Source organism: Streptomyces malaysiensis subsp. samsunensis, from assembly GCF_024519315.1.
Lineage (GTDB): Bacteria > Actinomycetota > Actinomycetes > Streptomycetales > Streptomycetaceae > Streptomyces > Streptomyces malaysiensis.
This window is the reverse complement of the sequence record NZ_JANIIC010000025.1, coordinates 99,015-117,772: the sequence shown is the minus strand read 5'-3', so window position 1 is coordinate 117,772 and position 18,758 is coordinate 99,015. Positions and strand designations below refer to the sequence as shown.

General features: G+C 72.2%; 13 protein-coding genes. 2 read left to right on the top strand and 11 right to left on the bottom strand.

Annotated elements, in window-relative coordinates; translation table 11 throughout:
- Positions 1-6 precede the first annotated feature (6 nt).
- Entirely contained in the window at positions 7-963 is a 957-nt protein-coding gene (gene sigJ / locus NQU54_RS21890; protein WP_257632539.1) for an RNA polymerase sigma factor SigJ, read from the top strand.
- Positions 960-1,742 (top strand): aminotransferase class IV family protein, encoded by a 783-nt coding sequence (locus NQU54_RS21885; protein WP_257632538.1) that lies wholly within the window; start codon positions 960-962, stop codon positions 1,740-1,742. The genes sigJ and NQU54_RS21885 overlap by 4 nt, the downstream gene beginning before the upstream one ends.
- A gap of 509 nt (positions 1,743-2,251) precedes the next feature.
- On the opposite strand, the gene NQU54_RS21880 is transcribed toward NQU54_RS21885, so the two are convergent.
- From NQU54_RS21880 to ispH, 11 genes are all read right to left on the bottom strand, one after another.
- On the bottom strand, positions 2,252-4,501 hold the full coding sequence (locus tag NQU54_RS21880) for an MMPL family transporter (RefSeq protein ID WP_257632537.1): 2,250 nt from the start codon (positions 4,499-4,501) through the stop codon (positions 2,252-2,254).
- Positions 4,502-4,613: 112 nt separating this feature from the next.
- Positions 4,614-6,059 (bottom strand): nitrosuccinate lyase, encoded by a 1,446-nt coding sequence (locus NQU54_RS21875; protein ID WP_257632536.1) that lies wholly within the window; start codon positions 6,057-6,059, stop codon positions 4,614-4,616.
- On the bottom strand, positions 6,056-8,161 hold the full coding sequence (locus NQU54_RS21870) for an FAD/NAD(P)-binding protein (protein ID WP_257632535.1): 2,106 nt from the start codon (positions 8,159-8,161) through the stop codon (positions 6,056-6,058). Before NQU54_RS21870 ends, NQU54_RS21875 begins: the two co-directional genes overlap by 4 nt.
- A 36-nt stretch (positions 8,162-8,197) precedes the next feature.
- On the bottom strand, positions 8,198-8,968 hold the full coding sequence (locus NQU54_RS21865; protein WP_174883165.1) for a transmembrane-type terpene cyclase: 771 nt from the start codon (positions 8,966-8,968) through the stop codon (positions 8,198-8,200).
- Positions 8,969-9,111: 143 nt separating this feature from the next.
- Complete coding sequence (locus tag NQU54_RS21860) at positions 9,112-10,731, bottom strand: class I adenylate-forming enzyme family protein (RefSeq protein ID WP_257632534.1); 1,620 nt, start codon at positions 10,729-10,731, stop codon at positions 9,112-9,114.
- A gap of 225 nt (positions 10,732-10,956) precedes the next feature.
- A complete protein-coding gene (locus NQU54_RS21855; protein WP_257632533.1) occupies positions 10,957-11,928 on the bottom strand; it encodes a UbiA family prenyltransferase in 972 nt (323 codons plus the stop codon).
- A complete protein-coding gene (locus NQU54_RS21850; protein WP_257632532.1) occupies positions 11,925-13,130 on the bottom strand; it encodes a 4-hydroxybenzoate 3-monooxygenase in 1,206 nt (401 codons plus the stop codon). Before NQU54_RS21850 ends, NQU54_RS21855 begins: the two co-directional genes overlap by 4 nt.
- 10 nt (positions 13,131-13,140) lie before the next feature.
- A complete protein-coding gene (gene ispG, locus NQU54_RS21845; protein ID WP_257632531.1) occupies positions 13,141-14,292 on the bottom strand; it encodes a flavodoxin-dependent (E)-4-hydroxy-3-methylbut-2-enyl-diphosphate synthase in 1,152 nt (383 codons plus the stop codon).
- Positions 14,289-16,187, bottom strand: coding sequence for a 1-deoxy-D-xylulose-5-phosphate synthase (gene dxs / locus NQU54_RS21840; protein WP_257632530.1), 1,899 nt, complete (start codon positions 16,185-16,187; stop codon positions 14,289-14,291). Before dxs ends, ispG begins: the two co-directional genes overlap by 4 nt.
- A 67-nt stretch (positions 16,188-16,254) precedes the next feature.
- Positions 16,255-17,328 (bottom strand): polyprenyl synthetase family protein, encoded by a 1,074-nt coding sequence (locus NQU54_RS21835; protein WP_257632529.1) that lies wholly within the window; start codon positions 17,326-17,328, stop codon positions 16,255-16,257.
- Complete coding sequence (ispH, locus tag NQU54_RS21830) at positions 17,325-18,386, bottom strand: 4-hydroxy-3-methylbut-2-enyl diphosphate reductase (protein WP_257632528.1); 1,062 nt, start codon at positions 18,384-18,386, stop codon at positions 17,325-17,327. Before ispH ends, NQU54_RS21835 begins: the two co-directional genes overlap by 4 nt.
- Positions 18,387-18,758: the final 372 nt, after the last annotated feature.

Genomic DNA, 18,758 nt, shown 5'->3' with positions numbered 1-18,758 from the left:
GGTGCAATGGACACCCCCGCACCTCCGTCGAAGACCTCCAGGGACGGGCCGCGGGACAGGCCGGTGCCGGATGCGGGGGGTGAGGACTTCCTCGTCCACCGTGAGCTGCTCTTCTCCATCGTCTACAACATGCTCGGCACAGTCGCCGACACCGAGGACGTGGTCCAGGAGACCTGGCTGTCCTGGGCGGCGGTCCAGGACAAGGAGATCGCCCACCCCCGGGCCTATCTGGTGCGGATCGCCGTCAACCACGCGCTCACCCAGATGCGGCGCGCCCGCCGGAGCCGGGAGAGCTATATCGGCCCCTGGCTGCCCGAACCCGTGCTGACCGAACCGGACACCCCCGACACCGCGATCCGCACCGAATCGGTGTCCCTGGCGATGCTGGTGGTCCTGGAGACCCTGACCCCCTTGCAGCGCGCGGTGTTCGTGCTGCGCGAGGCGTTCGCCTACGACCATGGGGAGATCGCCGCGATCCTGGGCCGCAGCCCGGCCGCCGTCCGCCAGCTCGCCCACCGCGCCAAGGAGCGCGTCGAGGCCCGGCGGCCGCGCTACGACCTGGACCGCGGGACCCAGCGGATCGTCACCGAGCGGTTCCTCGACGCGGCCATCGGCGGCGACCTCGAAGCCCTGATGGACGTCCTGGCCCCGGAGGTGGTCATGTGGAGCGACGGCGGCGGCAAGCGCCGTGCCGCCCTCCGCGTGATCGAGGGCCGGGAGAAGGTGGCCCGCCTGGTGGCCGCCGTCAGCGCGCAACTGCCCACTTTCAGCGTGCGGCTGGTGCGGATGAACGGGGGCCCGGGGGCGGTCCTGTTCATCGGCGGGACGCTGTACGCGGCCGCGGTGTTCGACCCCGCGCCCGGTGGTGAGCGGGTGCGCGGCATCTACGGTCTGATCAACCCCGAGAAGCTGGAGCGACTCGCCGCGGCCGTCCACCCTCCGGCTGAAAGACTGGCCCCATGACAGAGCTGAACGGGCAACCGGCGGGAATCCGCGAGCTGACGGCGCTGGCCATGATCAACTACGGCCACTTCACCACGATGCGGGTGGAGGACGGGCGGGTACGCGGGCTGAGCCTCCATCTGGACCGGCTGATACGGGACTGCGGGGTGCTGTTCGGCACCGCACCGGACCGGGACCGGATCCGCGAACTGGCCCGGCGCGCCGTCGCGGACACCACGGGACCGCTCACGGTCCGGGTGACCGTCTACGACCCCGACCTCGGGCTGGAGCGGCCCGGGGCCGAGGCCGAGCCGCGGATCCTGGTCACCACCCGGCCCGCCGCCGTCTCGTCACCACCACCGCTGAGCGTGCGCACCGCGCCCTACCGCCGCGATCTGCCGGAGGTCAAACATGTAGGGCTGTTCGGGCTGTTGCGGCTGCGCCGCCAGGCCCAGCTCGACGGCTACGACGATGTGCTGCTGACGGACGAGCGGGGTGCGGTGTCCGAGGGCACGACCTGGAACGTGGGGTTCCACGACGGCCGGCGCCTGCTGTGGCCGGACGCCGTATGCCTGCCGGGCGTCACCCAGGAACTCCTCCGCCGCGGCCATGGCGGCCCGCAGCACACCGAGCGGATCGACCGCGAGCGGTTCGGTTCGCTGCGGGTGGCCTTTGCGCTGAACGCGGGGGTGGGGGTGCGGGCGATCCGGTCGATCGACGGGGTGGAATTCGATCCGGAGCACCCCGTCCTGGACCTCCTGCGCAAGGAGTACACCGCGACGGAAGCGGAACCGCTGTAGGAGGGGCTCGCGCTACGGGGTGTCCGGGGGTTCTTTCCCCTCCCCGCCCCTTCCCGAAACTGGGGCTCCGCCCCAGCCCCCGCCCCGGGACCGCGCCGGCCCCTGGACCGGGACCGTGCCAGTCCCCGCCCGGGGCCGCGTCAGCCCCTGGACCGGGGTTTGGCCCCAGGCTCTGGGCCGGGGTTTTGTCGCGGGTTTTGGACCGGGGCTCCGCCTCGGACCCCAGCCCCCGGGCCGGGGTTTCGTCCCAGCCCCCGGGCCGGGGCTCCGTCCCAGCCTCCGGACTGGGGCTTCGCCCCTGCCCGCGGTATCGATATGCGGCTTCGCCGCGTGGCGGGGGTTCGCCCGGAGCCGGGGTCCAGGGGCGGAGCCCCTGGTTACGGGAAGGGGCGGGGAGGGGAAAGAACCAACACCGCGCAGACGGCCCGTGCGAGGCGACCGCGTGAGGCAGCCCGTAAAGGGCCGCCCGCAGGCGGCGGACCCGTGGGCCGCCATGCGCCGTGGGCCGGTCAGCCGGTCAGGGCTCGGTCGCCGTCGCGTTTCGGCGCCGGCGCCGCGGGCTCCTCCCGCAGGCCGTACCGATCGTGCAGCCGCCGCAGCGCGGCCGGGGCCCACCAGGTGGCCCGCCCGCCCAGCCGCATCGCGGCGGGCAGCACGGCCCCGCGGATCAGCGTCGCGTCCATCAGGACGGCCAGTGGCAGCCCGACCCCGTACGCCTTCACCAGCGAGATGCCGGAGACGGTGAACGCCAGGAAGACTACCGAGATCGCCACCGCGGCCGCCGTGACGATGCGCCCGGTGCGCTCCAGCCCCTGGGCGACGGCGGCGGTCGGCGAGCCGGTCAGCTCGTACTCCTCCCGCATCCGGGACAGCAGGAAGACCTGGTAGTCCATCGCGAGCCCGAAGGCGAGGCCGAAGAGCATCACCGGGATCGTCGCGGCGATGTTGCCGGTCGGGGTGAAGTCGCCGAACAGCCCGGCGAGATGGCCGTCCTGGAAGACCCACACCAGCGCCCCGAAGGTGGCCGTCAGGCTCAGCGCGCTGAGCACCAGCGCGAGGAACGGCAGCATGACGCTCCCGGTCACCAGGAACAGCAGCACCAGCATGGTCAGCAGCACCGTGCCCAGGGCGTACGGCAGCCACTTCTCCAGCGCCGCGGCGGCGTCGTGGTTGGTGGCCGCGGCCCCGCCGACCAGCGTCTCGAACGGCGCCTTCGTCGACCGGATCTCGCCGACCAGCCGGTCCGCGTCGTCCGCGCTGGCCGTCTCCGGCACCACCGAGAAGTAGACGGCGTCGCCCGAGGCGAAGCGCGCGTACCGCTGATCGGGCGGCGCGGCCTGCCGCCCCTCGGCGTAGGCGCCGGTGGCGGTGCGGACGGCGGCGACGTGCGGCAGCTCGGACAGCCGCTGTGCGTACGCGCCGACGGCCGCCCGGTCACCGCCCCCCTCGGGCGCCACGACCTGGAGCGCGTTCTGCTCACTGCTGTCGAACTCGGCGCGCACGGTGTCGGCGACCTGACGTGCCGACGAGGACGCGGGCATCACCCGCTCGTCCGGCATGCCGAGGTTGATGCCGAGGAACGGCGCGCCGAGCAGCAGCAGGAACGCGGTCACGATGGTCACGATCGGCACCGGGCGCCGCATCACGGTGGTGGCCAGCCGGTGCCAGAAGCCGCTCTCCACGCTCCGGCCCGCGGCCTCGGGGCCCGTGGCGGCCGTCGCGGGCCGCCGCCTGCGGAACACCCGCCCCTTCTCGATCCGGTCGCCGAGCAGGGCCAGCAGGGCCGGCAGCACGATGAGCGAGGACGCGCCGGACAGCAGCGCCGTGAGCGCCCCCGCGTAGCCCATGGACCGCACCGCCTGGAGCGGGAACCAGGCCATGGCCAGGGACGAGACGGCGACGGTCAGCGCCGAGAAGGTCACGGTGCGCCCGGCGGAGGTCAGCGTCGCCCGGATGGCGTCCTGCGGGGTGAGCCCGGACCGCAGCTCCTCCCGGTAGCGGCTGACCATCAGCAGGCTGTAGTCGATGGCCAGGCCCAGGCCCAGCAGGGTCACCACGCTCGCCGCGAGCGATCCGACGGTGGTGACGCTCGCCAGGATCCATGTCAGACCCATCGTCAGCATCATCGCCACCAGGGCCACGGCCAGCGGCAGCGCCGCGGCCACCGCGCTGCCGAAGATGAACACCAGCGCGACCAGGGTGATCGGGATGGCGACCGTCTCACCGGTGGTGGCGTCCTTCTGGCCCTGCTCCAGCAGCTCCCGCTGGAACTTCGTATAGCCGCCGAACTTCACCTCCAGCCCGTCCCGTGAGCCCTCGTAACGGTCCGCCAGCGCGGCCACCCGCTTCTGCGAGGTGGTGTCGTCCCCGGTGACCGTGCCCATGATGAGGGCCTTGTGGCCGCTCTTGCCGCGCAGCTGCGGGGCCTTCCCGGTGGTCCAGTAGGAGCTGACGTTGGCCACTCCGGGCTCCCGGCCCAGCTTCCGGGTGAGCTCGGTGCCCGCCGCCGTCACCGACGGATCGTCGACCCCACCCTTCGACGTCACCAGCAGGGTGAGATTGGGCAGCCCCTGCCCGAACCGGTCGTCCAGCGCGGTGATCGCCCGCGAGGACTCCGACTTGGGATCGTCGAAACCGCCGGCCGTCAGCTTGTCGAACAACGTCGTACTCGCCACACCGCCGACCACGGCGAGCAGCAGGCCGACGACCAAGACCGCCAGGCGCTTCCGCACGACGAAACCGGCCAGTCTGTCCAGCATTCCCTCTTCCTTCCTCAAGCGCACGGCGTATGGAAACCCGTATCGGCATCCCAAGACGCCGAGCCCCGCCCGGATGTGACATCCCCGGCCGACATCGCTGCACGAACGGCCGTCAGAACCGGCCCCGGGGCCCCCGAACCGCCCGGTCCACCAGTGGCCCGGCCGCCCCCGGATAGTTCGCCGGGTCCAGCAGGGCGGCCAGCTCCCGCGGCGTATAACGGCCCTCGAGCTCAGGGGCGGCGGCCAGCACCTCGCCCAGCGTCCGCCCGCCGCGCGCCGCCTCCGCCGAGGCCCTGCTCATCAGCTCCTTGGCGGGCCCCTTGCCCAGCACCGGGGTCAGGGCCGCGGCCAGGCGCTCGGAGACGATCAGCCCGCCGGTCAGCCGCAGATTGGCGCGCATCCGGTCGGGGAAGACGGCCAGCCCCTCGACCAGTTCGACGGCCGTATGCGCGGCCCCGCCCGTCAGCCGCAGACATTCGCGCAGCGGAAGCCACTCGGCGTGCCAGGCCCCGGCCGGCCGCTCGTCCTCCGCGAGCATGCACCCCATGACGGCGCCGGCCAGCGGCGGCACCTGGAGCGCGGCGGAGCGCACCAGCGTGGCCAGGGCGGGGTTGCGCTTGTGCGGCATCGCGGAGGACACCCCACGGCCCTCGGCGGCGGGCTCGGCGACCTCGGCCGTCTCGGTGCGCGACAGCAGCTGCACATCCACCGCGACCTTGCCCAGCGCCCCGGTGGTCAGGGCCAGTTGGGCGGCCAGCCCCGCGACCGGGGTACGGGCGGTGTGCCAGGGCAGGGCGGGCTCGTTCAGCCCGACCTGCGCGGCGAACTCCGCCGTCAGCCGCTCCGCGAACTCCCCCGGCCCCGGCGCCCCGGGCCGCGTCCCCCGGTCCATCAGGGCGTACTCGGTGTAGCCCGCCAGCGTGCCCGCCGCACCGCCGAGCTGTACCGGCAGTTCGTGGTCGCGGATCCGGGCCAGCCGGGCCGCCGCCTCCTCCACCCCGCTCAGCCAGCCCGCCGCCTTCAGCCCGAAGGTGGTGGGCACGGCGTGCAGGGCGAGCGTACGGCCGGGCATCAGCGTGTCCCGGTGCGCCACGGCCAGTTCGCGCAAGGCCACCGCGATCCGCTCCAGGTCCGCCACCAGGGGCGCGAGCGTTCTGCGCGCCACCAGCATGGCGGCGGTGTCCATGATGTCCTGGCTGGTCGAGCCCCGGTGCACATACTCCGCGGCGGCCGGGTCCTTCGCGGCCACCAGCGCGGTGAACGCCCGGACCAGCGCCACCACCGGGTTGGCCGCGCCCCGGGCCAGCCGGGCGATCTCCACCACATCCAGGTGCTCGGCACGGGCGAGGGCGGTGATGGTGCGGGCCGCGTCCCCGGGCACCAGGCCCAGCCGCGACTGCGCCCGCACCAGGCCCGCCTCCGCGTCCAGCATCGCCTGTAGCCAGGCGCCGTCCGACGTGGTGGCCTCGGCGGGGGTGCCCGCCCGGGTGGGGCTCAGCAGGCCCGCGTCGGCATGGCGCGGGGCGCCGTCGGTCGCGTCGCTCACGGCGTCGGTCATGGAACGGAAACCTCGATCGTCTCGGGGCCGGTGGGGCCAGTGGGGTCAGTGGGGCCGTTGGGGTCGGTGGGCGAGCCGTCGCGCAGCGCCAGCACGGCACGCGAGATGGCATCGGCATCGGAAAGGATCACAGAGCCGACCCCCGGCCGGACGCCCGCGGCCGTGGCCCAGTGGACGGATTCGGTGGGTACGCCGAAGGCGAACCGCCGTGGATGCGGCCGCCCCGCGGCGTTCAGCAGGTGGTAGGGGCTGGGCCCCACCGCGAGCCCGCCGGTCTCGTGCCCGCCGGTCTCGCGACCGCCCGTCTCGTGAGCGCCTGTCTCATGGCCGCCTGTCTCGGAGCCGTCCGTCTCATGGCCGTCCGTCTCGGGGTCGCCCGTCTCGTGACCGCCCCGCCCGCCCCGGGCGCCGCCGACCACATACGGGACGCACTGACCGTCCGCCAGCAGCCCCGACAGCAGCGGATCGGCGCTGGAGCGCACATCGGTGCCCGGCAGCCGGGCATCGATCAGCGTGGTCACCGGCCGCCGCGAGCCGGGCACGGCACGGGACTCCAGGACGAAGGCGCCCTCCTCGGCGTCGGCGCGGGCCACGGTGCGCGGGCCCAGTACGGTCAGCACACCGGCCTCGATGAGCGCGACCGCCTCCTCGATCCGCCGGGCCGGAGGGCCGATCGATACGAAGGCGTTCAGCGGGGTGTACCAGGCGTCCAGGTCCTCGCGGTGCGAACGGGCCGTCAGCCCGCCGTGGTCCACCACCAGCCGTATCTCGTTGCGCAGATCGCGCAGCACATCCAGGGCCGCCTTCAGCGGGCCGTGCACATTGCCCGCGCGCGCCGCCTCCAGATCCGCCCGCAGATACTCCAGCAGCCAGGACCGGAACGCGGCGGGGGAGCGGAGGCCGTGGGCGGGGCAGGGCCGCGCGATCCGGTCCCAGTTCCAGCGCTGTCGGGGCGGGATGCCGCTCTCGGTCAGCAGCCGCTCCTCCTCCGCGCCGCCCCGGGGCGCCGACGGATAGGCGGCGCGCAGCCGGTGCGCGGCCGCCTCGCGCCCCCGGGAGGCGAGCAGCGCGGTGTAGTAGACCGTCTCCACCTCCTTGGAGATCAGCGGCCACAGCTCGGAGCGGAAGTCCAGACCGCCCCGCTCACGGGCGCGCCGCCGCAGCCCGCTGATCACCTCCGGGGTCAGCACCAGCGGGTGGTGACGGCCGTGCGGGCCCTTCTGGTTCTCGCCCCGGGAGTGGAACGGCACGCCCCGGCGCGAACCCGCGAGCAGCCGCGGCTCCCGGCCCGAGGGCCGGTAGACCAGACGCCCCGCCCGCCGTTCGAACCGCCCGCCCCGGCCCTCGGTGAGCAGGGCCAGATAGTCGAAGAAGTTCAGCCCCAGCCCCAGCAGGCCCACGGCCTCCCCGGGCCGGACGCCGGACAGATCCACCTCGGCAGGACCGGCGGGCGGGACATAGCGCAGGCCCCGCGCCTCGGCGAAGGCCGCGTGGGCCGTCTCCCGCGGTGAGCGCCGCTGCGGCACATGACCCTGGGCCAGCACCACGGCGTGCAGCCCCTCGAGCCGGGTGCCGTCCTCCAGGACGACGGTCTGCGCCGCGCCCGCCGTACGCTCCTCGAGCCCCACCGCCCGCGAGCGGTGGGAGACCGTGCGGACGGAGGCCGGGGCGGTGCCGGTCACCCGCCGGTGGATCCACTCCAGATAGTGCCCGTGGAAGGCGCGGGTGGGGTACGAGTCGGGGCTAAGGCGCCGTGCCTCGGCGAGGACCTCCTCGTCGTACCCGACCTCGTCGAGACCGCCGGTGAGGCTCACGAACCGGGCCCACTCGTACAGGCTGGGCCCGGGGAGGACCGGTCCGGCCATCTCCACGGTCTCGTCCGTGAACATGGTGACCTGTCCGGCCACGGTGTTCATCAGCAGATGGCGGGACTGGCCGGAGCGCCAGACCCGCCCCGCCCCCGGCGGAAACGGGTCCACCACATGGATGGTGACCGAGGTCGTGGGCGCCGCCTCCGCGGCGTTCGCGCACAGCCGCTCCAGGACCGACAGCCCCCGGGGCCCGGCACCGATGAGACAGACGTCCAGACGTTGTGTGGTCATGGTCATTCTCCGTGGACGAAGGGGCCGGGACGCGGCTCAGCCCGAGGCCGCGCTGCGGACGGCCGCCTCCTCGTGCTCCCGCTCCCCGTGGCGCGGGGCGCTCCCGGTGGCGAGGCCGCCCGGGGCGTCGGGGACCTCTGCCGGGCCCCGGTTCCAGGCCCACGGCGAGCGGCCCTCCTCGCGGACCTTGCGGTACAGCAGCACGCAGTAGGTCGCGTCGATGGTCCACACGGTCAGGAAGAGGAAGATGAACAGGTGGTGGCCCGGGTACATCACCAGCACCGTCCACCCCGCGAAGAACGAGCCGATGCCCTTGGCGAGCGCCACGTACATCGACTGCCCGAGCGAGGACCCGCGGCGGTTGAGCATGAAGATGAAGGACAGGCTCAGGAACACATTCAGCCCGGTGCCGGTGTAGATACCGGTGGCGTCCTTGAGCTCATAGGTCGTCATGATGTGGAAGACCGCGGACCACGCGATGACGCCGAAGACCATCCACCGGAAGGCCCGCCGGCTCATACCGGGATAGTCCTTCCAGCCGTAGGCCAGCGTCTGCCGGAGGATGAAGCAGTCGACCAGGAACCAGCTCAGATTGATCGGGCGCTGCACATCGGCCTGGTCCAGGATCAGGGAGAGGGTGAACTCCCAGGCGAGGTTGACCTCGACCACGAAGACGGGAATCCCCACCCGCTTGTCCAGTTTGGCGCGGTAGATGGCGAGTCCGTACGCCACCAGCCAGCCCGATGCGCAGGGGCCCATCAGGATCCAGAAGAGCCAACTCGGCCGGTCCGCCTCCGGCAGGGTCACCGGAGCGATGTTCGGCAGATCGATGAGAGCGGGCGGGAACCACACGGCTAATTACCCCTCGTTCACGGTGGATGCGTTCGTCTCGATGCGTGGTGCGGCGGTGCGGCGGTGCGGCGGTGCGGCGGTGCGGTGTGCGGCGCGGATCAGGTCCACTGCCCGGTGCCATAGGTGTCGCTGGAGCCCAGCAGCTGTTCGCGCAGCTCCCCCCGGCGTACCTTCCAGGTGGCGGTGCGCGGCATCTCGTCCCAGGGGACGAGCCGCGGCTTGTCCATCTCGGGCAGGCCCCGGCAGGCCCGGTCCCACTCCTGCGGGTCCAGGGCGTCGTCGCGCATGCACAGCACCGGGATCGGCGGCTGCCCGGGGACCCCCAGCACGATCACCTCGGAGGCCCGGTCCAGCCGGTCGAGCAGAGTGGACTCCAGCTCGATGCAGCTCATCCCGGGGATCATGTCGACCTCGCGGTCGATCAGCCGGATGCGGCCGTAGCCCGCGTACTCGCCCAGATCGCCGGTGTTCCACCAGCGGCCCTGGTCCTTGGCGCGGTGCCGGTCGTCCTCGCCCAGATAGGTCAGACACCGTGACTTGGTCCTGACCATCAGCAGCCCCGGCTTCCCCCGGGACCGTTTGCGGCCGGTCTCCGGGTCCACGACCTTGACCCGGACCAGGGGCGGGAACCCGACGTTGGTGGCGTCATGCGCCCGGGGCCTGCCGGGGCGGACCATGGAGCGGGTGGCCACCCCGGCGGCGATGCCCGCGATCTCCGACTGCCCCACGCCCCAGGCCCACAGCGGGAGCCGGACCCGGGAGGCGCCGAGGAACTTGCGGACGGTCCTGGGGTGCACCGCGTCGAAGGTGCTGATGAAGCGCCGTACGCCCGCGAAGAGTTCGGGCCGGGTGTCGGCCAGCTCCTCCCAGTACTGGAAGACGTTCGGACACGCCTCCAGCGAGGTGGGAGGGTGCGCGGCCAGCATGCGCGCCACATTGTCCAGCCCCGGCTCGGAGAGGATCACCATCTTCTTCGGCCCGCGGAACAGCGTGCCGTTGGTCCAGGACAGATTGCGGTTGTGGGCGAAGGAGATCCCGCTGGCCACCACGTCTCCCGGACGGGAGGTCATCAGCGGCAGCCGGTAGGACTCGATGCGGAACGGCACCGCCGCGAGCGTGGTGGCGGGCGAGTGCACCACCAGCTTCGGCACACCCGTGGTGCCGGAGGTGTGGGTGACCAGCATGGGCTCGTGGACACCGCGGAACCGCACCGGCGGCCGGGCGCCGCCGCGCACATCGTCGATGCGCAGCGTGCCGTCCGGCACCCCCGGGCGGTCCCCGCCGACGGCCACCAGGGTCATCCCCGGGTCGTCCAGCGCGATACCGGCGGCGGTCATCCGCTCCAGCACCGTGGTGCCCATCACCAGCACCTTCGGCGAGACCCTGGTGAGCAGGGTGCGGATATGCGCCTCCGACCTGATGGGCGCGATCATCACCGGCAGCGCGCCGAGCCGGGCGGCGGCCGAGGCGAGCAGGATGAAGTCGTAGTGGTTCTCCTTGACGATGGCGAGCCGGTCGCCGTGGCGCAGCCCCGCCCCGTGGAGCCAGCCCGCGGCGTCCTCCACCGTGGCCGCCAGGGCGGGCACATCGAAGCGGGTACCGGAGTCCGGGGCGATGTCGAAGGGCCGGTCCAGATGCATGACCGTCGGCCTGCCCTGTTCGGCGGCCCAGTGGAACAACCGGCCGACGTTGACGGGCCGTTGAGAACGCGCCGCCATGGTTCATCTCCTCGTATAGGGGTGCGGCTGGGACAGGACGTACGGCTACGGGATGTCCGGCGGATCTGTCCCCTCCCCGCCCCTTCCCGCAGCGTCGATATGCGGCTCCGCCGCGTGGCAGGGGCTTCGCCCCTGGACCTCGGGGTCTGGGGCGGAGCCCCAGTTTCGGGAAGGGGCGGGGAGGGGAGCAGCCCGCCGCAGGCGCCAGGATCCGCCGGACACCCCCTAGGACAGGACATACAGCGCGGGTGCCAGCAGACCCAGGAAGCCCAGGTCATAGGCGTAGAGCCCCAGCTTGCGGGCGCTGAGCCAGCGCCCCCGCAGCGGGCCCTCGCGCAGCTGGGCCGTGTGCAGGACGGTGGCGGGCAGCAGGGTCAGCAGGGTCCACCACGGCCAGGGCGTGGCCAGGCCGAGGAGGCAGATCAGCGTGGCCGACGCCAGGACGAGGAGGACCATGGCGGTCTTGTAGACCCGCGGCCCGGTCGACGCGGCCAGCGTCCGGCGGCCCACCGAGCGGTCCCCGTCGGCGTCGTTGACGTTGGAGTAGCTGCTCACCATCACCAGCCAGAGCCCCAGCAGCAGACCCGCCAGCACCGCGGGGGAGGACCAGTGCCGCTCCACCGCCAGATAGGGGGCCAGCAGCCCGGCCGTGGTGGCCAGGCACAGCAGGGTCTCGGCACCGCCCCGGTGGTAGCTCAGCCGCAGCCCCGCCGAGTACTGCACGCTGAAGAAGAACCCGACCCCGTACAGGAGGTAGGCCGCGGCCGGGGCCCGCCAGTCCAGCGCCCAGAACGCCCCGATCCCCGCGAGCACCGCCACCGAGGCCGCGCAGACGATGAACCGCACCGCCTCGCGCTCGGTGACCGCCCCGCTGAGCAGCGGCTTGCCGCGGATATCGCGCTTGGTCTCCCCGGACTTGTAGTTGCGCGCGTCGCTGCCGTTGCGGAAGCCGACCAGGTCGTCGGTGGCGCAGGTGCAGGTGACGATGCCCATGGAGCCGAGCAGGAACAGCAGCATCGCGGCGGTGGTCCCCGGGCGGTCGCGCGCCTGCGGGCTCAGGGTGAGCCATGCCATGCCCCACCCGAAGTAGTTCTGATAGACGAAGATCTTCGACAGCCGGAACAGACCGCGCGCCACGTCCCCGCCGCCGCGGGGGCGCGCCGTGGTCCGGCTCTCGCCGGTCAGTGAGGTGGTCATGGCCGCCCTCCCCGGGCCGGCGTCCGCTCCCGCGCCAGGCCCACGTAGTTCTCGGCGAAGGTCCGCGCGGCGGGGGAGTTCACCACGGCCTCGAGCCGGGCGTCCTGGAGCCGACCGTCGAACACCCGGCCCTCCGGGGGCCGGTGCAGCAGCCCCGACATCCAGTCGGAGAACTCCAGCGCCTGCCACACCCCGGGCAGACAGTCCGCCGTATAGCCGTCCAGCGCGGCGCGGTCGCCGTGGGCGTAGAACTCCCGGAAGGCCGCGGCCAGCACCTTGACGTCCGCCACGGCGAGGTTGAGCCCCTTGGCCGCGGTCGGCGGCACGATATGCGCGGCGTCACCGGCCAGGAACAGCCGTCCGTGACTCATCGGCTCGGTGACGAAGCCCCGGAGCGCCACACAGCTCTTCTCCAGGATCGGCCCCTCGGTCAGTTCGGGGGCGCCGTCGATGTCCAGACGGGTGTGCAGCTCCTTCCAGATCCGCTCATCGGGCCAGTTCTCCACCCGCTCACCGGCCTCCACCTGGAGATAGAGCCGGCTCACCGCGGGCGAGCGCATGCTGTACAGCGCGAAGCCCCGGCTGTGCACCGCGTAGATCAGCTCCTCGGCGGCGGGCGGGGCCTGGGCCAGCACCCCCAGCCAGGCGTAGGGGTAGGCACGCTCGTAGGTGGACAGCGCACCGGACGGTACGGACCGGCGGGAGACGCCGTGGAATCCGTCGCAGCCCGCGACGAAGTCACAGGCGATCTCCACCGGTTCGCCCGCCACCGTGCACCGCACCGTCGGCGTATCCGTCTCCAGGCCCCGCAGTTCGACGTCGGGCACGTCGAACCACAGCCGCGCCCCGGCCTCCGCCCTGGCCCGGATCAGGTCCTTCACCAGCTCCTGCTGGCCGTACATATGCACGGTGCGGCCGGTCAGTTCGGTGAAGGGCATCCGGTGGGCGCGCGAGCCGAACCGGAAGACGAAGCCCTCATGGACCAGCCCCTCGCGGTCCAGCCGGTCCGCGAGACCGGCCTCGCGCAGGAAGTCCACGGTGCCGCCCTCCAGCAGCCCCGCCCGCACCCGACGCTCCACGTGCTCCCGGCTCCGCCGCTCCAGAACGATCGAATCCACCCCGTGGCGCTGGAGCAGATGGGAGAGCAGCAGCCCGCCGGGGCCCGCCCCGACGATCGCGACCCGTGTCCTCAGACGCTTCATGGCCGCCCCCTCACAGCACGCTGACGGTGGGGGACTCGGCGGCGTCCCGCGGGCCCGCTTCCTCGGCCAGGCGCATGGCCTCCTCGATCAGGGTCTCCACGATCTTGCTCTCGGGGACGGTCTTGATGACCTTCCCCTTGACGAAGATCTGGCCCTTGCCATTGCCGGAGGCGACCCCGAGATCGGCCTCCCGCGCCTCGCCGGGGCCGTTGACCACACACCCCATCACCGCGACCCGCAGCGGCACTTCCATGCCCTCGAGACCTGCGGTGACCTGGTCGGCCAGCTTGTAGACATCCACCTGGGCGCGGCCGCAGGAGGGGCAGGAGACGATCTCCAGCTTGCGCGGCCGCAGATTGAGCGACTGGAGGATCTGCGTGCCGACCTTCACCTCCTCCATCGGAGGCGCCGAGAGCGACACCCGGATGGTGTCGCCGATGCCCTGCCGCAGCAGCGCGCCGAAGGCCACCGCGGACTTGACGGTGCCCTGGAACGCGGGGCCCGCCTCGGTCACCCCCAGGTGCAGCGGATAGTCGCAGGACTCGGCGAGCAGTTCGTAGGCGCGCACCATGACCACCGGGTCGTTGTGCTTCACCGAGATCTTCAGATCGTGGAAGTCGTGCTCGGCGAAGAGCTCCGCCTCCCACAGCGCCGACTCCACCAGCGCCTCGGGGGTGGCCTTGCCGTGCTTGGCCATCAGCCGCGCGTCCAGCGAACCGGCGTTCACCCCGATACGGATCGGGGTGCCGTGGTCCTTCGCGGCGCGGGCGATCTCCTTGACCTTGTCGTCGAACTTCTTGATGTTCCCCGGATTCACCCGCACCGCCGCGCACCCCGCCTCGATGGCGGCGAACACGTACTTGGGCTGGAAGTGGATATCGGCGATCACCGGGATCTTGGACTTGCGGGCGATCTGCGGCAGGGCGTCGGCGTCGTCCTGGCTGGGGCAGGCCACCCGGACGATGTCACAGCCGGTGGCGGTCAGCTCGGCGATCTGCTGGAGGGTGGCGTTGACATCGGCGGTGACGGTGGTCGTCATGGACTGCACGGAGACGGGGAAGTCGCTGCCGACCCCCACCGCGCCGACGCGGAGCTGACGGGTGACGCGGCGCTTGCCGAGCACCGGTGGCGGCGCGGCGGGCAGGCCGAGATCGACGGTCATCGGGATTCCTCCTCTACGCGCCGGACGCCCGGCGCACGGTCGGCCGCGATCCGTAACCGGATGGAGCGGGCCAGGTCTTCGGGGCTCAGGCCGCATTCGGCGAGGATGTCGGCGCGTTTGCCGTGGTCCAGGAAGCGCTGCGGAATGCCGAAACCGGACACCGGGGCCGGCACACCCGCGTCGCGCAACTCCTGGGCGAGCAGCGAGCCGTAGCCCCCGACGCGCAGGCCGTCCTCGACGGTCACCACGAGCCGGTACTGCTCCGCCAGCTTGATCAGGGACGGGCTGACCGGTTTGATCCAGGCGGGGTCCACCACGGTGACCCCCAGGCCCTCCTCGGTGAGCCGGCGCGCCGCCGCACAGGCCGTCCCGGCCATCGCGCCCACGGACACCAGCAGGACGTCGTCGCCGGGGGAGCGGTGGAGCACGTCGATGCCGTCGTGCTGGTCGACGGCGGGGATGTCGGGGCCCACCGGCCCCTTGGGGAACCGGATGGCGCTGGGTCCTTCGGTGATCGCCACCGCCTCGCGCAGCGCGCCGCGCAGCGACGCCCCGTCACGGGGCGCCGCGACCCGCAGGCCCGGCACGATCCCGAGCACCGGCAGGTCCCACATGCCGTTGTGGGAGGCCCCGTCGTCGCCGGTGACCCCCGCCCGGTCCAGGACGAACACCACGGGGCAGGAGTGCATCGCCACATCCATCAGCAGCTGGTCGAAACCGCGGTTGAGGAAGGTGGAGTACACCGCCACCACCGGCACCGCCCCGGCCATGGCGAGCCCCGCGGCCGAGGTGACCGCGTGCTGCTCGGCGATGCCGACGTCGAAGACCCGGTCGGGGAACTCCTCGGCGTACGCAGCGAGTCCGGTGGGCTGGAGCATCGCCGCCGTCACCGCCACCACCTCGGGGCACTCCCGGCCGATCTCGACCAGCTCCGCGCCGAAGACCGAGGTCCAGGACGGGCCCGGGGAGCCCAGCGGTTCGCCGGTGGCCGGGTCGCTGACGCCGACCGCGTGGTGGTGGTCGCGCTCGTCGTCCTCCGCGCGCCGGTAGCCGTGGCCCTTACGGGTCAGACAGTGCACCACGACCGGCCCGCCGAACCCCGCGGCCTGCCGCAGCGCGGCCTCCACCGCCGCGATGTCATGTCCGTCGACCGGCCCGAGGTACTTCAGGCCCAGATCGGCGAAGAGCCCCTGCGGGGCGAGCATGTCCTTCAGCCCGGCCTTGACCGCGTGCAGCGCCTCGTAGAGCTTCGGGGTCTGCCGCAGCTGGTGCTTGGACCACTCCAGGAACCGCTCGTAGTCGGGTGAGGTGCGCAGGCCCGCCAGATAGGTGGCGAGGCCGCCCGTGGTCGGCGCGTAGGAGCGGCCGTTGTCGTTCACCACGATGACGACGGGGCGGTCGGGGGCGCCGGAGATGTTGTTCAGCGCCTCCCAGGCCATACCGCCGGTCAGCGCCCCGTCCCCGATGACGGCCACCACCGCGCGGTCGGTCTCGCCCCGCAGCCGGAACCCCTTGGCGAGGCCGTCGGCGTAGGACAGGACGGTGGAGGCGTGGCTGTTCTCGATGGTGTCGTGCTCGGACTCCGCCCGGCTGGGGTAGCCGGACAGGCCGCCCTTCTGCCGGAGCCGGTCGAAACCCTCCCGGCGGCCGGTGAGGATCTTGTGTACGTACGCCTGGTGTCCGGTGTCCCACAGGATGCGGTCCCGGGGGGAGTCGAACACGCGGTGCAGGGCGATGGTGAGTTCGACGGTGCCCAGGTTGGGCCCCAGGTGCCCGCCGGTCCGCAGCACCTTGTCGATGAGGAAGTGCCTGATCTCGCCCGCGAGATCGGCCAGTTGACCGGCGTTCAGATGCTTGATGTCGGCGGGACCCTCGATGGTCTCCAGCAGTGTCATCCGGGCTCTCTCCCTCCGCGCCGGTGCCGCCACCGGGTGCGGTCGCTGTCGGTGCTCATCGGTGCCCTCAGGCGTTCCGGTAGGCGACCTCATGGGCCATGGCGGCCAGTTCCTCCCGCCACTCCGGCTCCAGCGGAGCGGCGCCGATGGCGCGGCAGGCCCGCTCGACGAGCCCGTCGATGTGCTTCTCGACGTCGTCCCGCACACCCGTCTCGACCAGCAGCTCCCGCAGGTGGTCGGCGCCCCGCAGCCGGGCGGGCACCAGCTCCCGGATATGCGCGTTGCGCTGGATGGCCAGGGCCATCAGCAGCGTCATCTTGTGCTGCTCGAAGTCCTGGCCACTGGGCTTGCCGGTGACCTCGGAGTCCCCGAAGGCGTCCAGGAGGTCGTCGCGCAGCTGGAACGCCTCACCGAGCGCGGCCCCGTACTCCTCGAAGGCCGGTGCCGCGTCGGGGCGGCCTGCCACCGCGGCGCCCAGGACCAGCGGGCGGTGGATGGTGTAGCGGCCGGACTTGGCGATGGCGATCCACCGCGAGGTCTCCGGGTCCGGCTCGAACTCCACGGACGCCGCGACGTCCATGTACTGGCCGATGATCAGCTCCGAGCGCAGCAGATGCCACTCGGCGGCGACCGCGGGCTCCACCTCGGCCATGATCTCGTCGGAGTAGACCAGGGCCAGATCGCCCGCGAGGATCGCGACGTTCTCCCCGTAGCGGTCCGCCGCGCCCCGCCATCCGCGCTCGCGGTGCAGCGCGGCCTGACCGGTGTGCACGGTCGGCGCGCCGCGACGCACCGGGGACTCGTCCATCACATCGTCGTGGATCAGCGCACAGGCGTGGAGCAGCTCCAGCGCGGCGGCGACGGGAACGACGCGCTGGTCCTGCGGATCGCCGCCGGAGGCCAGATAGCCGCTCAGGCAGAACGTCGGGCGCATGCGCTTGCCGCCCGCGTTGACCAGGTCGGCGATGCCGTCGATGGGCACGCTCCAGCGCGGGTCCAGCGCATGCCACCGCTCGTACTCCGCGGACAGGAAGGCGTGCAGCTGCTCCTCGACCCGGGGCAGCAGGCTCATCAGCGTCCGGCGGGCGGAGGTGGCCGGGGCCGAGGCGGGGCGGGGGGTCGCCATCACATGGGCAGTCACTTCGTCCTCCTAGGGGTGCCGGCCGGGGTGTCGGATGGGACCGTCGACCAGGCGTCGTCGAGCCGTTCCCGGTCGTCGGACCGGACGCCGTCGGTGAGCGACAAGGGCATGGCGAAGACCACGTCCTCGACGGCCGTGGATTCGATGTCGACCTGGTCATGGCCGAACTCGGCCAGCCGGTCGAGGAGTTGGTGGACCAGGGCGTCCGGGACGCTGGCGCCGGAGCTGACGCCGACGGTGGTCACGCCCGCCAGCCAGTCGGCGTCCAGCCGGGAGACGTCCGGGACCAGCTGGGCGGGGGTGCCGGCCTCGCGGGCGACATCGACCATCCGCTGGGAGTTGCTGGAATTCTCCGAGCCGACCACCAGCACCAGATCGGCCTGCCGGGCGAGGGACTTGATGCCGGTCTGCCGGTTCTGGCTGGCGTAGCAGATGGTGTCGGTCCCGGGGCCGACGATGTCGTCGAACCGCTCGGTGAGGGCGCGGACGATGTCGGCGGTCTCGTCCACCGACAGGGTGGTCTGGGTCAGATAGGCCACCGGGGTGTCCCGGGACAGCTCCAGCCGTTCGACGTCCTCGACGGTTTCGACGACCAGGGTCCGCCGCGGGGCCTCGCCCCGGGTCCCTTCCGTTTCCTCGTGTTCCACATGTCCCACCAGCAGCAGCACCCGGCCGTCCCGGACCACCCGGCGCGCCTGCTGGTGCACCTTGGCCACCAATGGGCAGGTGGCGTCGATGACCTGGAGATTTCTATGGGCCGCCGCGGTGCGGACCGCGGGCGCGACACCGTGTGCGGAAAAGAGGCACACGGCCCCTTCGGGAACGTCGAATTCCGATTCCACAAAGCGTGCGCCCTGGCGCTCGAGGAGGCCGACGACGTAGTGGTTGTGGACGATCTGTTTTCGAACATAAATAGGCGGGCCGTATACCTCCAGCGCCCGCTCCACCATGGCAATGGCCCGGCGGACGCCCGCGCAGAAACCGCGAGGTTCGGCGAGGATGACGCGTTTGCGGGGCGCTCTGGTATCGGGGTGGGAGGTCTGCGTGCTCAAGTGCATGACGTATTGCTCCAACGCCGGCATGCGGCTCGGATGTGAATGGACGCGTCGCTGTGCGGCCATGTCCCGGCGGGCGGGCACGGCTTTGTCCTGGCGTTTGCCGATGGCCGTCGACGAATTGGCTACTTACGAGTCAGTAATTGCTCGCAAGGACCTGAAAAGCCCATCTGAACTGGGAAGATGCCGAGAAAGCCACTGCCAGGGGGCAGGGAGTCATGGACGGTCTCCGGCGGCCGGCGCGCGGAGACGAATCGATTGAAGAGACATTCACTTACCCCCGTAAGTCTCATTTGACATCCGCGCCGTCCGATGCGGTGCCCCCGTCGGATATGCGCAGGTTCGAAAACACTATAGAAGGTGAGACCGAGTGCA